This window comes from Mycobacterium sp. KBS0706 (genome assembly GCF_005938675.2).
Classification (GTDB): Bacteria; Pseudomonadota; Alphaproteobacteria; order DSM-16000; family Inquilinaceae; genus Inquilinus.
On the sequence record NZ_VCCH02000016.1, the window covers coordinates 70,137 to 91,306 of the forward strand.

The 21,170-nt window shown below is 69.9% G+C and carries 21 protein-coding genes; 9 read left to right on the plus strand and 12 right to left on the minus strand.

What is annotated here, in order from left to right; translation table 11 throughout:
- Nucleotides 1-44: 44 nt before the first annotated feature.
- From FFK22_RS11300 to FFK22_RS42845, 3 genes are all read left to right on the plus strand, one after another.
- Nucleotides 45-560 carry a histidine phosphatase family protein gene (locus tag FFK22_RS11300; RefSeq protein ID WP_138888510.1) on the plus strand — a complete coding sequence of 172 codons (516 nt, stop codon included), beginning with the start codon at nucleotides 45-47 and terminating at the stop codon, nucleotides 558-560.
- 29 nt (nucleotides 561-589) lie between these two features.
- Complete coding sequence (locus FFK22_RS11305; RefSeq protein ID WP_138888509.1) at nucleotides 590-1,081, plus strand: hypothetical protein; 492 nt, start codon at nucleotides 590-592, stop codon at nucleotides 1,079-1,081.
- 322 nt (nucleotides 1,082-1,403) lie between these two features.
- The gene (locus tag FFK22_RS42845; protein ID WP_186002415.1) at nucleotides 1,404-1,547 is read left to right on the plus strand and encodes a hypothetical protein; all 144 of its coding nucleotides are present in this window, start codon (nucleotides 1,404-1,406) and stop codon (nucleotides 1,545-1,547) included.
- 31 nt (nucleotides 1,548-1,578) lie between these two features.
- Here the strand turns inward: FFK22_RS42845 and FFK22_RS11310 are convergent, their stop codons facing one another.
- From FFK22_RS11310 to parA, 3 genes are all read right to left on the minus strand, one after another.
- A complete protein-coding gene (locus tag FFK22_RS11310) occupies nucleotides 1,579-2,028 on the minus strand; it encodes a nucleoside 2-deoxyribosyltransferase domain-containing protein (RefSeq protein WP_138888508.1) in 450 nt (149 codons plus the stop codon).
- Nucleotides 2,028-2,801, minus strand: coding sequence for a histidinol-phosphatase (hisN, locus tag FFK22_RS11315; protein ID WP_138888507.1), 774 nt, complete (start codon nucleotides 2,799-2,801; stop codon nucleotides 2,028-2,030). The genes FFK22_RS11310 and hisN overlap by 1 nt, the downstream gene beginning before the upstream one ends.
- Before the next feature lie 64 nt (nucleotides 2,802-2,865).
- Entirely contained in the window at nucleotides 2,866-3,480 is a 615-nt protein-coding gene (gene parA, locus FFK22_RS11320; protein WP_138888506.1) for a ParA family partition ATPase, read from the minus strand.
- Nucleotides 3,481-3,610: 130 nt separating this feature from the next.
- Between parA and FFK22_RS11325 the strand changes: the two genes are divergently transcribed.
- The 3 genes from FFK22_RS11325 to FFK22_RS11335 all read left to right on the plus strand — a co-directional run bounded on the left by FFK22_RS11325 (nucleotide 3,611) and on the right by FFK22_RS11335 (nucleotide 6,815).
- Nucleotides 3,611-4,585, plus strand: a complete 975-nt coding sequence (locus tag FFK22_RS11325; protein WP_138888505.1) for an L-threonylcarbamoyladenylate synthase — start codon at nucleotides 3,611-3,613, stop codon at nucleotides 4,583-4,585.
- Between the two features lie 10 nt (nucleotides 4,586-4,595).
- A complete protein-coding gene (locus FFK22_RS11330; protein ID WP_138888504.1) occupies nucleotides 4,596-6,008 on the plus strand; it encodes an FAD-binding oxidoreductase in 1,413 nt (470 codons plus the stop codon).
- Between the two features lie 102 nt (nucleotides 6,009-6,110).
- Nucleotides 6,111-6,815, plus strand: a complete 705-nt coding sequence (locus tag FFK22_RS11335) for a DUF899 family protein (RefSeq protein WP_138888503.1) — start codon at nucleotides 6,111-6,113, stop codon at nucleotides 6,813-6,815.
- Nucleotides 6,816-6,854: 39 nt separating this feature from the next.
- Here the strand turns inward: FFK22_RS11335 and FFK22_RS11340 are convergent, their stop codons facing one another.
- Nucleotides 6,855-7,130 (minus strand): hypothetical protein, encoded by a 276-nt coding sequence (locus FFK22_RS11340; RefSeq protein WP_138888502.1) that lies wholly within the window; start codon nucleotides 7,128-7,130, stop codon nucleotides 6,855-6,857.
- A gap of 251 nt (nucleotides 7,131-7,381) precedes the next feature.
- Entirely contained in the window at nucleotides 7,382-8,599 is a 1,218-nt protein-coding gene (locus FFK22_RS11345) for an OpgC family protein (protein ID WP_138888501.1), read from the minus strand.
- Between the two features lie 132 nt (nucleotides 8,600-8,731).
- Between FFK22_RS11345 and FFK22_RS11350 the strand changes: the two genes are divergently transcribed.
- Together FFK22_RS11350 and FFK22_RS11355 are read left to right on the plus strand one after the other, a co-directional pair.
- The gene (locus tag FFK22_RS11350; protein WP_306770098.1) at nucleotides 8,732-9,649 is read left to right on the plus strand and encodes a dienelactone hydrolase family protein; all 918 of its coding nucleotides are present in this window, start codon (nucleotides 8,732-8,734) and stop codon (nucleotides 9,647-9,649) included.
- Nucleotides 9,646-11,406, plus strand: coding sequence for an acyl-CoA dehydrogenase (locus FFK22_RS11355; RefSeq protein ID WP_138888499.1), 1,761 nt, complete (start codon nucleotides 9,646-9,648; stop codon nucleotides 11,404-11,406). The genes FFK22_RS11350 and FFK22_RS11355 overlap by 4 nt, the downstream gene beginning before the upstream one ends.
- A gap of 4 nt (nucleotides 11,407-11,410) precedes the next feature.
- Here the strand turns inward: FFK22_RS11355 and FFK22_RS11360 are convergent, their stop codons facing one another.
- The 5 genes from FFK22_RS11360 to FFK22_RS11380 form a co-directional block, all read right to left on the minus strand.
- A complete protein-coding gene (locus FFK22_RS11360) occupies nucleotides 11,411-12,112 on the minus strand; it encodes a glycosyltransferase (RefSeq protein WP_138888498.1) in 702 nt (233 codons plus the stop codon).
- Nucleotides 12,113-12,178: 66 nt separating this feature from the next.
- Nucleotides 12,179-13,123 (minus strand): ABC transporter permease, encoded by a 945-nt coding sequence (locus tag FFK22_RS11365; protein ID WP_138888497.1) that lies wholly within the window; start codon nucleotides 13,121-13,123, stop codon nucleotides 12,179-12,181.
- 154 nt (nucleotides 13,124-13,277) lie between these two features.
- Nucleotides 13,278-14,327: an ABC transporter permease gene (locus tag FFK22_RS11370; protein WP_138888496.1), complete on the minus strand. Its 1,050-nt coding sequence runs from the start codon at nucleotides 14,325-14,327 to the stop codon at nucleotides 13,278-13,280.
- Nucleotides 14,317-15,885 (minus strand): ABC transporter ATP-binding protein, encoded by a 1,569-nt coding sequence (locus FFK22_RS11375; RefSeq protein ID WP_221938529.1) that lies wholly within the window; start codon nucleotides 15,883-15,885, stop codon nucleotides 14,317-14,319. The genes FFK22_RS11370 and FFK22_RS11375 overlap by 11 nt, the downstream gene beginning before the upstream one ends.
- Nucleotides 15,882-16,874, minus strand: coding sequence for a BMP family protein (locus FFK22_RS11380; protein ID WP_138888495.1), 993 nt, complete (start codon nucleotides 16,872-16,874; stop codon nucleotides 15,882-15,884). Before FFK22_RS11380 ends, FFK22_RS11375 begins: the two co-directional genes overlap by 4 nt.
- A gap of 173 nt (nucleotides 16,875-17,047) precedes the next feature.
- Between FFK22_RS11380 and FFK22_RS44405 the strand changes: the two genes are divergently transcribed.
- Nucleotides 17,048-17,479: a cupin domain-containing protein gene (locus FFK22_RS44405; RefSeq protein WP_138888494.1), complete on the plus strand. Its 432-nt coding sequence runs from the start codon at nucleotides 17,048-17,050 to the stop codon at nucleotides 17,477-17,479.
- Between the two features lie 267 nt (nucleotides 17,480-17,746).
- Here the strand turns inward: FFK22_RS44405 and FFK22_RS11390 are convergent, their stop codons facing one another.
- Together FFK22_RS11390 and FFK22_RS11395 are read right to left on the minus strand one after the other, a co-directional pair.
- Nucleotides 17,747-19,117 carry a hypothetical protein gene (locus FFK22_RS11390; protein WP_138888493.1) on the minus strand — a complete coding sequence of 457 codons (1,371 nt, stop codon included), beginning with the start codon at nucleotides 19,115-19,117 and terminating at the stop codon, nucleotides 17,747-17,749.
- An 863-nt stretch (nucleotides 19,118-19,980) separates the two neighbouring features.
- Complete coding sequence (locus FFK22_RS11395; RefSeq protein WP_138888492.1) at nucleotides 19,981-21,153, minus strand: isovaleryl-CoA dehydrogenase; 1,173 nt, start codon at nucleotides 21,151-21,153, stop codon at nucleotides 19,981-19,983.
- Nucleotides 21,154-21,170: the final 17 nt, after the last annotated feature.

Consider the following 21,170-nt stretch of genomic DNA (forward strand, 5'->3'; position numbering starts at 1 on the left):
CGGGACGCCAGATGTTGCGCAGGGTAGATCCGCAAGGAGATGCGATGAAGACCCTGATCCTGCTGCGGCATGCGAAATCCGACTGGGCCGACCCGGAGCTGACCGACCATGACCGGCCGCTGGCGGCGCGCGGCCGCGAGGCGGCGCCCCGCATGGGCGCCTGGCTGAAGGCGCATGGCCCGATGCCGGAGCTGGTGCTGTGCTCGACCGCCATCCGCGCCCGGCAGACCCTGGCGCTGGCGCTGGAGGCGCTGGGCGCCGTCCCCGAGACCCGCTTCGACCGCGGCCTCTATCTGGCCGGCGGCGCCGGAGTGCTGGCCCGGCTGCGCCAGGCGCCGGACGCGGCCGCGACTTTGCTGCTGGTTGGCCACAACCCGGACCTGGAGCAGCTGGCGCGCCGGCTGGCGACGACGGGCGACAAGGCGGCGCTGGGCCGGCTGGCGGAGAAGTATCCGACCGCCGGGCTGGCCGTGATCGAGCTGCCGGTCGAACGCTGGTCCGACACGGGTCCGGGCGGCCGGCTGTTCGCCTTCGAGACACCGAAGACAGTCGGAGGCTGAACCCGCCTGGATGTCGTGGGAGGTCAATCTTGGGCCGACAGATCGCCATAGTCATGAACGACCAGGATGAACAGAATTTCCTGACCTTCCTGCGGTCGACGTGCAACATTGCCCTATTCGAGTATTTTGCTCCGACCGAGGATGCACTGAGGGTCGAAGACTTTCACCCTGAACGTACGGGGCACTGGACCTATCGCATCTGGAATCGCAGCTACCCCTGGCATCCCACCTTTGGACAGACAGGCCCTAAGTCGCACAATCCGGATCAAGTGGGCTGGGCTTACATTTCAAATGCCCAGGCTGCGCCTGTGCTCGAATTCACGAGATCCAACCCTGCGGGGCGACCGGGACGCATCTACTGGGCTAGGACGTTCTCCGCGACCGCGCCCCTCCGATACGACGACGCGTCGTTCTCGCGCTGGGTCGACCGGGTGTGGCAGTGGGTCCGCAACAACGGGGTGAAGGCCGACAAGGGGAATCCGTCGAGCCCTTATATCCTGCCGGGAGCTGCGGCCGATTGAGCGTTCGATCCCGGTCCGGGCGGCCTGCTGGTCGCGTTCGAGACACCGAAGGCGGCCGAGCCCCAGCGCCTTGATTTTGCCCAGATCAGAGGCAGGCCATTCGAGAAAGTCACCGAAACAATCAAAGACCGCAACCGTTCCTTTCTTTAAAATTATTCATTGATCTCAGATTCCATGATGGCCTATCGGCCACACCGCAACAGCAATCCTTTCGATGAACTTATCGTAAGCTGACAGAGACTGGCGACGGAGCAATATCCGTGGGGCGTGGAAACGGCACCGCGCCCGATCGGGGCGCGGATATCAGCAGAGGATGTCCGCCATGTCGCGTCTCTCCGCCCGCCTGCTCAAGACCGGTGCGGCCCTGATCGCAGCCGCCTCGCTGGCCGGGTGCGTCGTCTATCCCGCCTATTCGCGCCCGGTCTACTACCATCCGTACTACCACCCGTACTACCGCGGCTGGTGAGCAAAGCCCCACCCGACCGTGAAGACGGCGCTCAGCGGATGCCGGCGAGGTAACCCAGCAGCGCATCCGCGTCGTCGAACACGGCGTCGAGCGGCACCGCCAGCATCGGGTTCAGCTTGGCGCCGAGAAAGGCGGCGCGGGCATCGGTGTGCAGCCCGACCAGCCGGCGCCCGGGCTTGGCCAGCTGGCGATGGGCGTAGGCCATGCCGAGCTCGAGCGCCGCGCCCTCGTCCGGCACCCGGCCGTCGAGCACGAACAGCAGCACGTCGCAGGCGAAAACCTGGTCGCGGTCAAGCTCGAAAAGGGCGCGGCGCCGCTGCTCCGGCGCCATCGACGCCCAGGGCTCGCGGCGGCTCTCGACCCCGTCGCGCTGCGGCAGGAACACCTCGAAGCCCAGCGCCTCGATCCGCTCCGCCAGCACCGCGTTGAACACCAGCTCGGCGGCCGAGAACAGCGGCCCGGCGAAGTACAGGCGCGGCATCAGCCGCGGCCGATCACGTCCAGCGCCGCCCGGTGCAGGGCCGGGGTGGCGGCGGCCAGGACCTCGCCCGAGGAGTCGAGCCCGAGCGGCTGGCCCTGCCAGTCGGTGACGACGCCGCCGGCGCCTTCGATCACCGGTACCAGCGACATGTAGTCATAGGGCTGCAGGCCGCGCTCCATCACCAGGTCGATGCAGCCCAGCGCGACCAGGGCGTAGCCGTAGCAGTCCAGGCCGTAGCGGCGATGCTTCACCGCCCCGGCCAGCCGCTCGAAGGTCTTCAGGGAGTCGCCCGAGAACACCTCCGGCGAGGTGGTGGTGAGGATGGCGTTGCCGAGGCCGCCGCAGTCGCGGGTGCGGCAGGGCTTGCCGTCGGCCAGCGACGGATGGCCGATATGGCCGACGAAGCGTTCGCCCAGCGCCGGCATCTCGATCACCCCGACCCGCGGCTTCCCCTTCTCGACCAGGGCGATCAGCGAGCCGAACAGGGGCACGCCGGCGATGAAGGCGCGGGTGCCGTCGATCGGGTCCAGCACCCAGACCAGGTCGCGGTCGATGCCCTCGCGACCATGCTCCTCGCCGAGGATGCCATGGTCGGGGTAGCGGCCGTTGATCATCTGCCGCATCAGCTGCTCGACCGATCGGTCGGCCATGGTCACCGGCGAGTCGTCGGCCTTGTCCTCGACCGCGAGGCCGGTGCGGAACCAGCGCATCGCCGCCGGACGGGCGGCATCGGCGAGGCTTTCGGCGAAGGCGACGAAGGGATCGGCGGTCATGGCGCGGACTCTGGGCTTCAAGCGGAGGGCCGCAGCCTCGCCGGAAACGAGCCGGCAGGCAAGCCTACGCGCGGAGAGCTTCCGCCAGGGCCGCGATCTCCTCCGCCCCCTTCGTGCTCGGCGCGGTTTCGACCAAAGTGCGGCCGGACAGCATCGCGGCGGCGAAGCCGGTGCGGTTGCCGATCCGGGCCGGCAGCACCGGGATGCCGAGCCGGCCGATCTCGACCTCCAGCGCGTCGGCGACCTTCGAGCGCGGCGGCACCCGGTTCAGCACGATCCGGGCCGGCACCTTCTCCTCCGCCGCCAGGTCCAGGGTCGGCTGCGTCGCCCACAGGTCCATCGGGCTGGGCTGGATCGGCACCAGGACCAACTGCGCCGCCCGCACCGCGATGCGGGCGTCGGAGGCGGCGTGCGGCGGGCTGTCGATCAGCACCAGGTCATGCGCCGCCCGGGCGCGGTCGACCTCCGCCGGCACGCGCCAGCCGGTGATCCTGAGATGGGTGAAGCCGGGGTCGGCGCCACGCGCGTCGACCCAGCGGCTGAGGCTGCCCTGCGGGTCGATGTCGACGGTGGCGACCGTGAGGCCCAGGCGGGCGAAGGCGGCGGCGAGATGCGCGACCAGCGTGGTCTTGCCCGCCCCGCCCTTCTGCTGTGCCACGGTGATCGTCCGACCGGCCATTCGCACCCTCCGTTTTGCCGAAGTGTCGCGCGGCTTTTGCTGCAGCGCAACATGAGATGTCCGCCCCAGGGATGGCGGCCTTCCCCCGAGCGCATGGCGCCGCGGCGGCGGATCGGGCTATAGAGCGGGCATGGAGAGCACCGATCAGATCAAGACCGAGATCGTCGACGACGGCCCGGCCGGCATTGCCCGCGCCGCGGCGCTGCTGCGCGAGGGCCGCCTGGTCGCCTTCCCGACCGAGACGGTGTACGGCCTGGGCGGCGACGCCACGAACGACCGCGCCGTGGCCGCGATCTTCGAGGCCAAGCGGCGGCCGAGCTTCAACCCGCTGATCTGCCACCTGGCCGATGCCGAGCAGGCCGAGGATCTGGTGCTGTTCGACGACCGCGCCCGGCGGGTGGCCGAGACGCTGTGGCCCGGGCCGCTGACCCTGGTGCTGAAGCGGCGCGAGGGCGGGCCGGTCTCGCTGCTGGCCTCGGCCGGGCTGGACAGCCTGGCGATCCGGGTGCCGGCGCATCCGGCGGCGCGGCGCCTGCTGGCCGCGGTCGGCCGGCCGGTGGCGGCGCCCAGCGCCAATGTTTCCGGCGCCGTCAGCCCGACCACTCCACACCATGTTTTGGACGGGCTGTCCGGCCGGGTGTCGCTGGTGGTGGCCGGCGGGCGCTGCGCCGTCGGGCTGGAATCGACCGTGCTGGACCTGACCGGCGACCAGCCGGTGCTGCTGCGCCCCGGCGGGGTGACGCTCGAGGAGCTGACCGCCCTGCTGGGCCCCATCGCCCTGCCGGAGAAGGATCCGGAGCGGCCGGCCTCGCCCGGCCAGCTGGCCAGTCATTACGCGCCGCGGGCGCAGGTGCGGCTGAACGCCGGCGCGATCGGGCCGGACGAGGTGCTGCTGACCTTCGGCCCCGACCTGCGCAGCGGGCCGAAGGTGATGAACCTCAGCGACAAGGGCAACCTGGCCGAGGCGGCGGCGAACCTGTTCGCCATGCTGCGGGCGCTGGACAAGACCGGCGCCGGCACCATCGCCGTGGCGCCGATCCCCGAATCCGGCCTGGGTGCCGCGATCAACGACCGGCTGCGCCGTGCCGCGGCCCCGCGATCCTAGGGAGCGACCCATGACCGACGCCGCGCTGCTGGACGCCCTGATCGCCATCGCCGGCCCGCAGGGCGTGCTGCACGAGGCGGCGGATCTCGCGCCCTATCTGAAGGAATGGCGCGGCAAGTACCAGGGCACGGCCGGGATCGTGGTGCGCCCGGCATCGACCGCCGAGGTGGCGGCGGTGGTCGCGCTGTGCGCCGGGCGCGGCATCGCCGTGGTGCCGCAGGGCGGCAACACCGGCCTGTGCGGCGGCGCCGTGGCCGAGGCCGGACAGATCCTGCTGGCCACCGACCGGCTGACCCGGATCCGCGAGGTCGATGCCGAGGGCGACCACATCACGGTCGAGGCCGGGGTGATCCTGGCCCAGGTGCAGGCGGCGGCGGAGGCGGCCGATCGGCTGTTCCCGCTGAGCCTGGGCGCGGAGGGCAGCTGCCGCATCGGCGGGAACCTGTCGACCAATGCCGGCGGCACCGCGGTGCTGCGCTACGGCAACATGCGCGACCTGGTGCTGGGCCTCGAGGTGGTGCTGCCCGACGGCCGGGTCTGGGACGGCCTTCGCGCCCTGCGCAAGGACAACACCGGCTACGACCTGAAGCAGATCTTCATCGGCGCCGAGGGCACGCTGGGCGTGATCACCGCCGCGGTGCTGAAGCTGTTCCCGCGGCCGCGCACGGTGGCGGCGGCGCTGGTCGCGGTGCCGGACCCGGCCGCCGCCGTCGCCCTGTTCGGCCGCGCCCGGGCCGAGGCCGGCGGGTCGGTCACCGGGGTCGAGCTGATGCCGCGCCTGGCGATCGACTTCGCCCTGCGCCACGTCGCCGGCACCGTCGACCCGGTGGCCGAGCCGCATCCCTGGTACGTGCTGCTGGAGCTGTCCTCCCCCGCCGCCGACGCGCCGCTGGCGGAGCAGCTGGAGACGATCCTGGCCGGCGGCTTCGAGGCCGGTCTGGTGGCGGACGCCGCGATCGCGTCGAGCGAGGCGCAACGCAAATCCTTCTGGCGTCTGCGCGAGGCGATCGTCGAAGGCCAGCGCTTCGAGGGCGGAGCGATCAAGCACGACATCGCCGTGCCGGTGGCGAAGGTGCCGGAGTTCCTGGAGCGGGCGACGGCGCTGGCGGAAACGATGGTGCCGGGCGTGCGGGTGGTGGGCTTCGGCCATCTCGGCGACGGCAACATCCATTTCAACCTGAACCAGCCGGTGGGTGCCGACCGCGCCGCCTTCATGGCGCGCTGGGAGGAGATCAGCCACCGGGTGCACGACATCGTCGCCGCCCTGGACGGGTCGATCAGCGCCGAGCACGGCGTCGGCCTGATGAAGCGCGACGAGATCGCCGAGCGGAAATCGGCGGTCGAGATCGACCTGATGCGCCGGATCAAGCGGGCGATCGACCCGGCCGGGATCATGAACCCGGGCAAGGTGGTCAAGGCGTAGGCGGCACCACCGGCCATCCCGATCGGTTTTAGAGTCATCCGCTGTCGATTCCGGCACCTCGCCGGCGACCAGGTGCGTCGACCCCATGAGGAGGACCGCCCGATGGCCAAGAGCGACACCCTGACCCCCGCGGCCGAGCTGGCCCGCGCCACCACCGTCCGGATTCCCAACGAGAGCGCCGAGTACCGCGCCGCCCGCACCGCGCTGCTGGCCGAGGAGATCGAGCTGCGGCGCCACATCGAGCGCGTCGCCGCCCAGCGCCGGGCCCTGCCGCCCGGCGGCCCGGTGACCGGCGATTACCGCTTCGAGGGGCCGGACGGCCCGACCGACCTCGCCGGCCTGTTCGGCGACAAGCAGACGCTGGTGGTCTACAGTTACATGTTCGGGCCGCAGCGCGAGCGCCCCTGCCCGATGTGCACCAACCTGCTGGATGCTTGGGATGCCAACGCCGCCGATATCGGCCAGCGCGCCGCGCTTGCCGTCGTCGCGCGCTCGCCCTTCGCCCGCCTTGCCGACTGGAAACGCGAGCGCGGCTGGCGCGACCTGCGGCTGGTCAGCGACGCCGACGGCGCCTTTTCGCGCGACTATTTCGCCATCGGGCCCGACGGGTCGGACCTTCCGGCGCTGCACGTGTTCACCCGGCGCGACGGCAGCATCCGGCACTTCTGGGCCGAGGAGATGACCGGCGACACCGCCGATCCCGGCCAGGACCCGCGCGGCGCCCCCGACCCGTCGCCATTGTGGATGGTGCTGGACTGCACCCCGGAAGGCCGGGGCACGGACTGGTATCCCAAGCTGAGCTACTGAGGGAAGCGGCCGGGCGCGGTCATCCCGGCCGCGCCCGCCTCACCAGTGGCCGCGACGCCCCCAGCCGCCGCCATGATAGTGGTGGTGCCCGCCATCATCATCGGCCAGGGCCGCGCCGAGGGCGATGCCGCCGACCGCCAGCAGGCCGGCCGCCACCGCGGCGTTGGTGTCCTGCTGCTGCCGCTCCGCCTGGGCCTGGTAGGAGAGCGGGCCCACGGAGTCGCAGGCATAGGGATCGCCATAGGAGCATTGCTGCGAGGCGTAGTTCAGCTGCATCTCGCCCGGAGTCGGCCCGCAGGCCGCCAGAGCGGCCAAGATGCCGACGATACCAACCCGCGAGAGCCGAGACCCCAACGATCCGGCAACCATACTCATCTCCAGCCGATCGGACGTCTTCCAGTCGGCACGCCGTTTTCAAATTGAGGCAATTCCATGGCAACTTCACGGCGAACCCTGGAACTGCCCACAGGGCGGCGGGATGACTTACCGGATCCGGCGCCCCTTCCGTCTCAATACACGGATGGCATAGACCATTCCGTCGATCGACTTCGCGAAGGGGTGGGAAACTACAGCGCCCGCCGCGGCGCCAGGCGCAGCCGGGCCATGGCCGGGGCCGGCATCGGCGCGGTCCGCGCCGGGCGGATGCGGAAGGCCGGAGCGGGCTTGGCCGGCGGGTTGCGGCCCTGCCTCCAGGGCTGGCCGTTGAACCAGGCGGCGCCGCGGGCCCAGGCCCACAGCAGCGCGATGCCGCCGAGATTGACCGCGAGATGCGGCAGCAGGCCCTGGCCCGCCTGGTCGAGGACGATGCCGCCGATAAAGGACAGGGCCATGCCGAGCAGGAACACCGACAGCGAGTGCCGGCCCATCACGGCCACCGGCTCCGCCCCCCGCGGGGTGATCAGGCCCGGCGCGGCGCGCAGCAGCGACATCACCACATAGGACAGAGCGAAGAAGTGCAGCAGGCGCAGCGGGCCGACATCGGTCTTCCGCGCCATCGGCTCGAGGATGTCGCGCATGCCGGCGAACAGGCCGCCGTCCAGCCGCACCAGCGACAGCGCCAGCGCCGCGCAGAAGACGAGATAGACCAGCGCCACGGTGATGCGGCCGCGCGCCGCCTGCGGCACCTCGAACCAGCCGGCGCCGTAGCCGTAGCCGGCGACGAACAGGGTCTGCCAGGCGAAGGGGTTGAAGAACCAGCCGCGGCCGGTGGTGGAATCGGCGATCAGGTTCCAGTCGCCCACGATCGCGCCGACATAGAGCACCGCCGAGGTCGCGACCACGAGGGCCGGCGAGATCCGCGCCAGCAGCACCATGGCCGGGATCGCCGCCAGCAGCAGCATGTACAGCGGCAGGATGTCGAAGTAATTCGGCACATAATGCAGCGACAGGAGATCGACCAGCGATCCGCCCGGATCCTGGAAAAAGCGGTCGATGCCGAGGCGGGAGATGTAGTTCGGCTCGCCGAACATCCGGTTCGCCACGACGATGATGGCACAGATGACGATGAACATGCCGAGATGGGCGCGGTAGAGCTGCCAGACGCGCAGCGCCACCCGGCCGAGCCCGGCCAGGAATCCGGCCCGGCCGAAGCTGCGGCCGAACGCCATGGCCGAAGACAGTCCGGCCAGGAAGATGAAAATCTCCGCCGCATCGCTCAGCCCATACATCCGCGGCGTGAACATTCCGACAATGTTCCCGGGCGTATGGTTTATAAAGATGATGATTAGCGCGAGACCACGAAAGAAATCGATCCGAATGTCCCGCGCCGGCTTCTGTGCGGTCATTTCATCACTCCGGCCACATCAGCCCGACGAGGCGATGCATTTGGGGAACGCTTCATACAGGACGAGGTTCCCTCGAAAACCAAGTCGTGAAACACTGCTGCCCGGTGGGCCGCGCGGAGGGGCGGATTGAGCATGTTTCGCCTGTGCATTGCGATCCTGCTGCTGGCCGTGGCGCCGGTGCTGGACCGGCCTGCCCGGGCCCAGGGCATGGCGCCGGCCGAGACCGTGATGTTCAAGAGCCTGTCCGGCGAGGTCATCACCGGACGCCTGTTCCTGCCGCCGGGCGCGGGCCCTTTCCCGGCCGTGGTCGGGCTGCACGGGTCGGGCGGCTATGCCCCGGCACATGACCGCTGGGCCACCCGGCTGACCGCCAGCGGCTATGCCATGCTCCTGGTCGACAGCTATACCCCGCGCGGCTATCGCGAGATCGTCTCGGTCGGCCTGTCGACGATCCCGGTCGAGCTGCGCGTCAAGGATGCGGTCGGAGCCCTAGAATACCTGCAGACCCGCAAGGAAATCAATCCCAAGCAGATCGCCGTGCTCGGCTGGTCGCAGGGCGGCACCACCGCCGTCGCCGCCACGGCGACGATGCGGCAGGCGCTGATCGCCAAGACGGCGCCGCATTTCGCCGCGGCCATCGCCCTTTATCCCCGCTGCAACCAGTACATGACCGACGCCCAGCCGGTCGGCGACACGCCGCTCCTGGTGCTGATGGGGGCGGCCGACACCGTGACCCCGGCCGCGGCCTGCGACACGCTGTTCGACGCCTGGCTGTCCAAGGGTGCCGTGGTCAGCTTGATCGTCTATCCGGGCCAGCAGCACAATTTCGATTTCACCGCCCCGACCACGGCGATGCTGGACCGGGCCCAGCCGATCGCCGACCCGCCGGCGCTGAGCCCGAGCTGGACCCCGGTCGACGATGCCGAGGTGCGGGCCCTGAGCTTCCTGGACAAGCGGCTGGGGCTTGATCTCGGCGCCGGTTCGGTGAAATCTCCCCTTTACGTAAACGGAAACCCCGCGCCATCGGGGAACCTGGGAGTCGTCCGATGACCGCCTATGCCGCGCCGATCTCCGACATGCGCTTCGTGCTGCGGCATCTGGTCGGGCTCGACCGCATCGCCGCCCTACCCGGCAAAAGCGAGACCACGCCGGAGCTGGTCGAGGCGGTGCTGGAGGAGGCCGGCCGGCTGGCCGCCGAGGTGATCGCGCCCCTGAACGCCACCGGCGACCGCGAGGGCGCCCGGCTGGAGAACGGCGTGGTGCGCACCGCCCCCGGCTTCCGCGAGGCCTATGCCCGGTACCGCGACGGCGGCTGGAACGCCCTGCCCTTCGAGGCGGAATGGGGCGGCCAGGACCTGCCCTGGGCGGTGGCGATGGCGGTGTCGGAGATGTGGCAATCGGCCAGCCTGGCCTTCGGCCTGTGCCCGGTCCTGAACCAGGGCGCGGTCGAGGCGCTGCAGGCCCATGGCTCGGACGAGCAGAAGCGGACCTACCTGCCGAAGCTGGTCTCCGGCGTCTGGACCGGCACCATGAACCTGACCGAGCCGCAGGCGGGATCGGACGTCGGCGCGGTTCGGACCAGGGCGGAGCGCCAGGCGGATGGCAGCTACCGCATCACCGGCCAGAAGATCTTCATCACCTATGGCGACCACGACATGGCCGAGAACATCGTCCATCTCGTGCTGGCCCGCACGCCGGACGCGCCGGCCGGGATCAAGGGCATCAGCCTGTTCCTCGTGCCGAAGCTGCTGCCGGACGCCGACGGCAACCCTGGCGAGCGCAACGACCTCCGTTGCGTCAGCCTGGAGCACAAGCTGGGCATCCATGCCAGCCCGACCTGCGTCATGGCCTATGGCGACGCCGGCGGCGCCACCGGCTTCCTGATCGGCCAGGAGAACCGCGGCATCGAATACATGTTCACGATGATGAACAACGCCCGGCTGACCGTCGGCCTGCAGGGCGTTGCGATCGCCGAGCGCGCCACCCAGGCGGCCGAGGCCTATGCCGCGACCCGGGTCCAGGGCAAGCCGATCGGATCCGATGCCTCGGCGCCGATCGCGGCCCATCCCGATGTCCGCCGCATGCTGCTGTCGATGCGCAGCCTGACCGAGGCGGCGCGGGCGCTGACCTACAGCGCCGGCGCGGCGCTGGACCTGGCCCGCGGCCATCCCGACCCGGCCGAGCGGGCGAAGGCGCAGGCCCGGGTCGACCTGCTGACCCCGGTGGTGAAGGGCTGGAGCACGGATGTCGGCTGCGAGGTCGCCTCGACCGGCATCCAGGTGCATGGCGGCATGGGCTATATCGAGGAGACCGGCGCCGCCCAGTTCCTGCGCGACGCCCGGATCACGCCGATCTACGAGGGCACCAACGGCATCCAGGCCAACGACCTGGCGTTCCGCAAGGTCGCGCGCGACGGCGGCGCGGCGGCGCTGGCGCTGTTCGAGGAGATGGCACAGACCATAGTGGATCTGCCCAGCGCCCCGTTCCCGTCAGCTGTGCTGATCCGCGACCGGCTGGGGGGCAGCTTGGCGGCGCTGATGGCGGCAACCGACTGGGTGGTCGAGACAGCGCCCGGCAATCCGGCCGCCGTCGCGGCCAGCGCGGTGCACTACCTCCGGATGTTCGGCCTCGTGGCCGGCGGCTGGCTGACGGCCCGGGCCGCCCTCGCCGCCCTGTCCGATGACAGCGGCCCTGAGTTCCGCGCCGCCAAGTTGGCCCAGGCCCGCTTCTTCGCCGAACAGTTCCTGCCCCAGGCCACGTGCCTGCTGCTGCCGATCACCGACGGCTGGCACAGCGTGGTTGAGTAGCCCCTCAGGCGTGGATGCCCAGCCGCTGCACCTCGGCGGCGGCGTCGCGCCATTCCTGGGCGTAGTCGACATCCTGGTAGTTCTCGAACCACGGGCCGCCGCGGGTGTAATGCACCGCCTGCGGGTATCCCTTCGCCGGCTTCGGGTACCAACCCTCGAGCCAGTTCCAGCCGGTGTCGAGCGAGCCGATCCGGTCGTCGGACAGCCATTGGAAGCGGTGCAGGAAGGCGCCGGTCTCGCGGTTCACCACCTCCGGCGTCAGCGTCGCATTGGCCGGGTGGCCGCAGTTGAACAGCATCAGGCTGGACCAGTTCTTGCGAGGATAGGCGGCCTGCGGCTTGCCGTCCATCTTCACCGCTTCCTTCGGCTGATAGTCGTGCTGCACGACCATCACCGCATAGCGGTCCTGGGCCTGGGCGAACAGGTCGGCGATGTCGGCGAACCACAGGAAGTCGCAGTCGCAGAACACCGCCCAGCCCCGATACCCGGCCAGCGCCGGCACCAGGAAGCGGCTGAAGGTGAATTCGGTCGACCCCAGCGTGTCGACCGGGCGGGTGTAGATGCCCTGGGCCCGCAGCTCCGGCAGCTTCAGGGCCGAGACCTCGACCGGCTTCGACGCGTGCTGCAGCACCGAATGACGGCAGACCTGCCACGCGATGTCCTCGCGCGAATCGTAACCGACATAGAGGCGCAGCTTCTCGCTCATTCCCACACTCCCGCCTTGCGACCGGCTCGCAATGTCTCTTCCCTAGCACGGGCCAGGGGGCACAGTCTAACGCTCCCCCTTGCGATACGGCACCATCAGCGCCTTCGGCACCGCGGCGCGGCGCGACATGGCGATCAGGGCCAGGATGCTGAGCAGATAGGGCAGCATCAGGAAGATCTGATAGGGCACCACGCCGCCGGCGAGCTGCTGCAGCCGCACCTGGAAGGCGTCGAAGGCGCCGAACAGCAGCGCGCCGAGCAGCGCCTTGCCCGGCCGCCAGGAGGCGAAGACCACCAGGGCGATGCAGACCCAGCCGCGGCCGGCCACCATCTCGAAGAAGAAGGCGTTGAAGGCCGACATGGTGAGGAAGGCGCCGCCGACCGCCATCAGCGCCGACCCGGCCATCACCGCGCCGAGGCGGACCGCGACGACGTCGAGCCCCTGCGCCTCGGCCGCCGCCGGGTTCTCACCGACCGCGCGCAGGGCGAGGCCGAGCGGGGTGCGGTACAACACCCAGGCGGTGATGGCGACGGCGGCCAGGGCCAGATAGGTCAGCGGCGTCTGCTGGAACAGCACCGGGCCGATCCAGGGCAGGTCGGACAGCCCGGGCAGCGCCACCGGCTGAAACGGCTCGATCCGCGGCGGGGTCGAGGCGTTCGGCAGCACCATGCGGTAGGTGAAGTAGGAGAGGCTGGTGGCCAGCAGCGTGACACCGATGCCGGTGACGTGCTGCGACAGGCCGAGCGGCACGGTCAGCAGCGCGTGCAGCAGGCCGAAGGCGGCGCCCACCCCGGCCGCGAACAGGACGCCGGTCCACAGGTCACCGCCCTGGTACACCCACATCCAGCCGGCCATGGCGCCGGCGGTGAAGATGCCCTCGATGCCGAGGTTCAGCACCCCGGCGCGCTCGCAGATCAGCTCGCCCAACGTGCCGAAGACCAGCGGCGTGGCGATGCGCAAAGCCGCCGCCCAGAAGCTGGCGGCGAGGAGGATGTCGAGGACCTCGCTCATGCTTCCACCGCCGGTGTCGCCCCCTCACCCTCCCGGCCTTCGGCCGGGCCCCTCCCTCTCCCCGAGGAGAGGGAAACAGCGCGGCGGCCACGCACCTCTCCCTGGGGAGAGGTCGAAATCGCACAGCGATTTCGGGTGAGGGGGACTCCTGCGCTCATCGCCACCTTACCCGGTAGCGCAGGACGATGCCGGAGAGCAGCACCGTCAGCAGCGAGGTGGCGACCACGAGGTTGGCGATGTAGCTGGAGACGCCGATCGCTCGGCTCATGCTGTCGGCGCCGACAAAGACCGCGGCCACGAACAGCGCCGCCAGCAGCACGCCCAGCGCATGCAGCTGCGCCAGCATGGCGACGACGATGCCGGCATAGCCGTAGCCAGGCGAGAGGTCCTGGGTCAGGTAGCCCTTCAGCCCCGCCACCTCCCCCACCCCGGCCAGCCCGGCCAGGGCGCCGGAGATCAGGCCGACGCGCAGCATCACCCGGCCGACCGGCATTCCGGCGAAGCGCGCCGCAGAGGGGTTGGCGCCGGTGGCCCGCATCTCGAAGCCCCAGGTGGTGCGCGCCAGCATCAGCCAGACCAGGACGGCGGCCACGACGGCGATGACCAGCCCGGCATGCACACGGGTGCGCGGGATCAGCTTCGGCAGCGCCGCGGCGTCGAGGATGGGCGCCGATTGCGGCCAGCCCATGCCCAGCGGGTCCTTCATCGGCCCTTCCAGCATCATCGAGACGAACAGCAGCACGACGAAGTTGAGCAGCAGCGTCGTCACCACCTCGTCGACGCCGAACCGGGTCTTGAGCAGGGTCGGGCCCAGCATCCACAAGCCCCCGGCCAGCGCGCCGACGGCGAGGATCAGCGGCAGCAGCGCCCAGGCCGGCCAGTCGAGCGCGCCGGAGCCGAGCGCCGTCGCCGCCAGGGCGCCGAGATAGAGCTGCCCCTCCGCCCCGATGTTCCACAGCTTTGCCCGGAAGGCGACGGTGGCGGCCAGGCCGGTCAGCATCAGCGGCGTGGCGCGGGACAGGGTCTCGGCGATGGCGAAGCGGGAACCGAAGGCGCCCTGGATCATCACGCCATAAGCCTCGAGCACCGGCGCGCCGGCCCACAGCAGCGGGATGGCGCAGAGCAGCAGCGCCAGCAGGGCGGCGCCGGCCGAGGCGCCGAGCATCAGCAGCGGCGAGGCGCGCTCGCGCGGCTCAAGCCGCATCGGCCGGCTCCTGCCCCGCCATCATCAGACCAAGGGCGCGGATGGTCAGCTGCTCCGCCGGCCAGGGCGGGGTGAGGCGGCCGCGATACATCACGGCGATGCGGTCGGACAGGGCGAACAGCTCGTCGAGATCCTCCGAGACCAGCAGCACCCCGGCGCCGCGGTCGCGCGCGGCCAGCAGCCGGCCGTGGATCTCCGCCACCGCGCCGACATCGAGGCCGCGGGTCGGCTGGCAGGCCAGGACCAGGCCGGGCGACCGCTCCAGCACCCGGCCGAGGATCAGCTTCTGGATGTTGCCGCCGGAGAGCAGCCGGGTGCGCGCCTCCGGCCCCGGGCCGCGCACGTCATAGGCGCCGATCAGCCGCCGCGCCCGGTCGCGCAGGGCGGCCCGGCGCATCAGTGCCCAGCGCTGTGCCTGGCGGCCGCGATAATCCTCCAGCGCCAGCGTCTCCCACACCGCCATGTCGCCGACCACGCCGTCGCGGTGGCGGTCCTCCGGGATGCGGCCGACCCCGGCCGCGACCATCGCCGCGGGCGACCCGACCGGCGCCGGGCGGTCGAACAGGGTGACCCGGCCGGAATCGGGCCGGGCAACGCCCGAGACCAGTTCCGCCAGTGCCGCCTGGCCGTTGCCGGAGACGCCGGCGATGCCGAGCACCTCGCCGCCGCGGAGTTCCAGCGACACGCCGTCGAGCAGCGTCCGGCCACCGGGGCCGCGCAGGGTGACGCCGTCCAGCGCCAGCACCGCCACGCCGGGTGAGGCCGGGCGCTTGCGCGTCTCCGGGACGGCGCGGCCGACCATCGCCTCGGCCAGGGCGGCGCGGTCGACCCCGGCGGTCGCCATCTCCGCCGCCACCCGTCCGGCGCGCAGCACCACGACGCGGCGGCTGATCGCCAGCACCTCGGCCAGCTTGTGCGAGATGAAGACGATGCCGAGCCCCTGCCCCGCCAGCCGGCGCAGCACCGCGAACAGCCCCTCGGCCTCCTGCGGGGTCAGCACCGCCGTCGGCTCGTCCAGGATCAGGATCCGGGCGTCGCGGTACAGCGCCTTCAGGATCTCGACCCGCTGCCGCTCGCCGACCGAGAGGCCGGAGACCATGGCGTCGAGCGGCACGGTGAGGCCCGAAGCCTCGGCCAGCGCCGCCAGCTTCGCCCGCGCCGCGCGCCGCCGCAGCGCCGGGCGCCACAGCGGCTGCGAGCCGAGCACGATGTTGTCGAAGACGCTGAGATTGTCGGCCAGGGCGAAGTGCTGGTGCACCATGCCGATGCCGGCCGCCAGCGCCGCCTGGGGCGAACCCGGGCGCAGCGGCTGCAGCGCGCCGCCCGGCCCCGCCACCTCCACTGTCCCGGCATCGGCGACGTAATGGCCGAACAGGATGCTCATCAGCGTGGTCTTGCCGGCGCCGTTCTCGCCGAGCAGCGCCAGCACCTCGCCGCGGGCGAGATCGAGGTCGATGCCGTCATTGGCGAGCAGCGCGCCGAAGCGCTTGGTGATGCCGCGCAGGCGCAGGGACGGCGTGCCCTGCGCGGCATTCGTTAGATCGGACGGCAGCGTCACAGCGTCGGCTTCGGCTCGCTGTCGTCGACCTTGACCGTGACGGCCCCGCTTTCGATCTCCTTCTGCCGGGCGGCCACCTTGTCGATGATCGCCTGGTCGACCAGCCTGGGATCGAGCGGGGCCAGCGTGGCGCCGCCCGCCTTCATGGCGCTGTAGGGGCCGTAATCCTCGGCCTTGAAGCTGCCGCCGGCCACCGCCTTGAGGGCGCGGTCGATGGTCGGCTCCATGTGCCACAGCGCGCTGGCCACCACCGTGCCGGGATATTCCGACTGGGTGTCGATGACGTTGCCGACGGCCAGCACCTTGCGCTCCTTGGCGGCGTCGGAGACGCCGTAGCGCTCGGCATACAGCACGTCCGCGCCGGCATCGATCATGGCGAAGGCCGCCTCCTTGGCCTTGGGCGGGTCGTACCAGGAGCCGATGAAGGTTATCGAGAACTTGACCTGCGGGTTGACCTCCAGCGCCCCGGCCATGAAGGCGTGCATCAGCCGGTTGACCTCCGGGATCGGGTAGCCGCCGACCATGCCGATGGTGTTGGACTTGGTCTTCAGCCCGGCGACCATGCCGGTGAGGTAGGAGGCGTCCTGGATATAGTTGTCGAAGACCGAGAAGTTCGGCTCGGCCGGCGGCAGGCTGGAGCCCATCAGGAAGGCGGTGTCGGGATAGTCCTTGGCCACCGCCCGGGCGCCGCGCTCGACCCCGAAGGCCTCGCCGATGATCAGCTTCTTGCCGGCCTCGGCATATTCGCGCATGACGCGCTCATAATCGGTGTTCGACGTGTTCTCGGAATAGACGTAGTCGATCTCGCCGCGGTCCTGCGCCGCCTTCAGCGCCTTGTGGAGGCGGCTGACCCATTGCTGCTCGACCGGCACGGTGTAGACCGCCGCCACCGCCAGCTTGTCCGCCGCGCGGGCCTGCGGCAGCGCCGCGGCCCCGACCATCGCCACCGCCGCGCCGAGCAGCGCCCGGCGATTCCAACGTCCCTGCATGAAAGCCCCCTTGGTTCTTGATTTTCTGACCAGCCAGTCAAGTGTGCAGAAACCGGCGCGGGGCGCAACAGGGCGGCGCCAGCGTTCTTGCGGCCGTCACATCCGCGGCGGCTGCATCGTCCTGTCTCCGGAGCGGCCCCGGATCGGATCGGCCGCCGAGATGGAGAACGGACATGACTTTCGTTTCCAGGAAGATCGTCGCCGCAGCGGTCCTGGCCGGGGCCCTCGGCTTCGCCGGCGGCCAGGCCTGGACGGCGGCAGTGGCGGGACAGGGCGACGCCGTCGCGCCGCTGATGGAGCAGACGCTGGCCAACATCCCGGGCAAGTCGATGACGGCGCTGACGGTCGACTACGCGCCCGGCGGCGCCTCGCCGGCGCATCACCACCACGCCTCGGCGACCCTGTTCGCCTATGTCGTGTCGGGCGCCATCCGGTCGCAGGTCAATGGCGGCCCGACCGAGGTGTTCAAGGCCGGCCAGTTCTGGGTCGAGCAGCCCGGCTCCGCCCACGGCATCAGCGAGAACGCGAGCACGACCGAACCGGCGAAGCTGGTGGTGGTCGCGGTCGGCGACACCGGCGCCACCCTGACCACCTACGACAAATAGGCCGACCGGCGGCCGGCCGCTGTCGTCCCGAGGCATTCACCTTCGATGTCGCAAGGCCGGCCTTCCTCGCCGCGAGCCTGGTCACACCAGCGGCCCTCGGGATCGCCTCCCCGGCGCCGCTGGTGCCACCCTTCGCGCTGATCGAACTTCTCGGCCTGCCACCTTTGCGGCGGCGCCGCCCAGCCTGCCGCAGAGAAGCGTGATGCAGTGGATGACATCGATCGAGCCCCAGGCGGCTCGAGGAAATTCGCGGCCTTATCGAGTATCCTACGGAGTTCCGGCGAGATTCGCGGCTCTGTACCGCTCGATCAGATACATTCCGACGGCGCCCATCGTGAGGGTGATCAGCGGCGTGACCACCTGGGACGCTCGCGTCCAGCTGATCTGAGAATCCGCCCTGTCCCTGTACTTGCTGTCCTCGCCCTTCTTGCCGATGTCGGAGAGGATCTTGGATATGCCTTCCTGGAACTTGGCTTCCGTGATCTCGTTGGCGATGGCCTGACGGGCAAGATCCCGGACCTGGCTCCTGAAGCTCTCCAACTGCAGCGCGAGGGCGCCGTCCATCTCTTGCTTGAAGCAGATGGTGATGCCCTGGTCGATGGCGACCATCGTGGCGTGGACGAACTCGTCCACGGCCTTCCTGTGCTCGGCGGGCGACACCCAGCGGCCATTGTGGGCGTCGTATTTCACAGCCGGTCCGTCGGTCTGATCCTTGGAAGCCGGCGTCCTTTGCAAGACCAGCGTGCCTTCCCCCCAAACTCCCGGCATCGAAGGGCGATACTCGGCGTGCACCATTTCCGCCGGGTTGTCCTGAATGCGGGTCCCCCCTGCGGTGTTCTCGACCTTCTGCGTCCGGACGAAAACCGGAATGTAGAACTTGCGGTCATCGTCCTTGCCGATCTCGACGAGGCCGCTCTTCGGAAACTCCTTGACCGGGCTTCCGGTCGTCGCTTTCGCCTTCGTGATCGTGTTGGGCTGGTCCTTGTTCGAGAACGCGATCGCGGGGGCGAGTTCGGACGAGGCGTCCGGCAACCTGATCGCCCAGTCGACGAATTCCGCGCTCCCCTCCCGGGCCGGCTTGACGATGGCCCCGGGCTTCACCCGCGTCACCGCGCCGCTGTCGTCGCGCTCGACCTCTCTGATCCGGAAGCTGTCCGAGCCGGGCCTCCGCAGCACCTCGACCAGTCGACCGCCGTAGGTTCCATCATAGACTTCATAGGGACCGTCGTTCGGCAGGGATTCCGTGCCTTTCGGGTCAAGCCTGTCCGGAATGAACGCTCCGTCGCTGCCGGCGGACAGGACCTTTTCTCCAGGCTCGAAGGTCGATGTGAGCAGCTGCATCTCGCCATTCCGGGCCCGTTCAATCACGACGGGCAGGCCATGGACGGAGCCGGCCAACACCCGTCGGGCCTCGTCAAGCCGACCAACGGTGCAACCGTTCTCGACCTCGTTGCTCCACTCGACCGCGCTGATCGGTGCGAGGTCCGTTCGCGAGATCCACTGGAGCTCGATCGCATTCGCTTCCGGCTCGGGCCCGGTGCTGCCCAGCTGGGCTTCGAGATCGTCAGCGGGGCGTATCTGTCTTGTCCCACAGAGCTGGGACAACCACGCCGAGAGCCTGTCGACCGATGTCGCCATCTTTTGAGCGCCTTCAATCAAGTGTCGGAGAGGTTTTGACGACGGCGCGGCCCTATCGCGGACCAACGCGCCATCTGCGACGACGAGGTTCAGCAGCCGGCTGGCCGGCCCCTGGACCGTGCCGATGCGCCCGGCCGCTGCACCGCTCCGGTCAGGCCGCAGAAGAGGACAGGATGGGACCGCCGGACCGGACCGCGGTGCGGACGGCGGCCGCGCTTGCAGCTGCAATCTCGGCCCGAAGCCAAATGGGCAATCATGTCTACGCGCATACATCTCTCCCACGCCTGGACCGGCTCTTCGGTGCCGCCATAGCCGCCTTGGGGAATGGCGCATCGACAGCTTCGGCAGACGCCTTGGATATCCCACCTGCGGCCACCGGGATATTTCAGATCAAAGACAAAATCTTTAAGATTTCGGTAAGACCATCTCATTGAATGCTAAGATTTAGCCTCCATGAGAATAATTCCGAAGGCTTACTGCAGCCCCATGATCAAGATATCGTACTAAAACCACTGAAATTTCAAATCGGAATATTCCCGATATCGGAAATTTTGTGGAAATCATCATGCGCGGCGCTGCAGACCGGCTTGGCTTGGGGCGAAGGTCGGCGCGCATGTGAACTTGAGTTGCACGGGCTGTACCGACAAGAGGCTGCAGCTCTGGCCCCGGGGCCCGCCTCGGGCTCGACCCGAGGGTGAGGAAGGGCCGGCCGGATATCGCTGGCGGCTCAGGGCCCAGCGGGCGCCGCCGTCAGCGGGCCCACATGTCTTCAGCGCCATCCGGCCTGCCGCCGGCGGCGACTTCACCCCGGTCCTGCCCGGGGTCTCCGCCAGCCCTGACCTGTCACATCCGGGGCGGCCGCCCTACCCCTTCAGCCCGATCACCTCGCGGCCGATCAGCATGCGGCGGACCTCCGAGGTGCCGGCGCCGATCTCGTAGAGCTTGGCGTCGCGCAGCAGGCGGCCGGTGGCGAAGTCGTTGATGTAGCCATTGCCGCCGAGTGCCTGGATCGCCTGCAGCGCCATCCAGGTCGCCTTCTCGGCGGCGTAGAGGATGGCGCCGGCCGCGTCCTGCCGCGTCACCCGGCCCCGGTCGCACGCCCGGCCGACGGCGTAGACATAGGCGCGGCTGGCGTTGAGGGCGACATACATGTCGGCGACCTTGCCCTGCATCAGCTGGAATTCGCCGATCGGCCGGCCGAACTGATGCCGGTCGCGGACATAGGGCAGGACGATGTCGAGGCAGGCCTGCATGATGCCGAGCGGCCCTCCGGCCAGCACCGCGCGCTCATAGTCGAGGCCGCTCATCAGCACGCGCACGCCCTCGCCGACCCGGCCGAGCACGTTCTCCTCCGGCACCTCGCAATCCTGGAACACTAGCTCGCAGGTGTTGGAGCCGCGCATGCCGAGCTTGTCGAGCTTCTGCGCGGTCGAGAAGCCCTGGAATCCTTTCTCGACCAGGAAGGCGGTGATGCCGCGTGGGCCGGCCGCGGGATCCGTCTTGGCGTAGACCACCAGCGTGTCGGCGTCGGGGCCGTTGGTGATCCACATCTTGGTGCCGTTGAGGACGTAGCGGTCGCCCTGTTTCTCGGCCTTGAGCTTCATGCCGACGACGTCGGAGCCGGCGCCCGGCTCGGACATCGCCAGGGCGCCGACATGCTCGCCCGCCACCAGCTTCGGCAGGTAGCGGCGCTTCTGATCCTCGGTGCCGTTCAGCCGGATCTGGTTGACGCAGAGGTTGGAATGGGCGCCGTAGGACAGGCCGACCGAGGCAGAAGCGCGGGAGATCTCCTCCATCACCACCATGTGCTCGAGATAGCCCATGCCGGCGCCGCCGTACTCCTCATCGACCGTGACGCCGAGGACGCCGAGGTCGCCCATCTTGCGCCACAGGTCCATCGGGAACTGGTTGTCGCGGTCGATATCGGCGGCGCGCGGCACGATCTCCGCCACGGCGAAGCCGCGCACCGAATCGCGCAGCATGTCGGCGGTATCGCCGAGCATGAAGTCGAGGCCTTGCGGCTCATTGGGGATCATGGGCGTCGCTCCCGGTG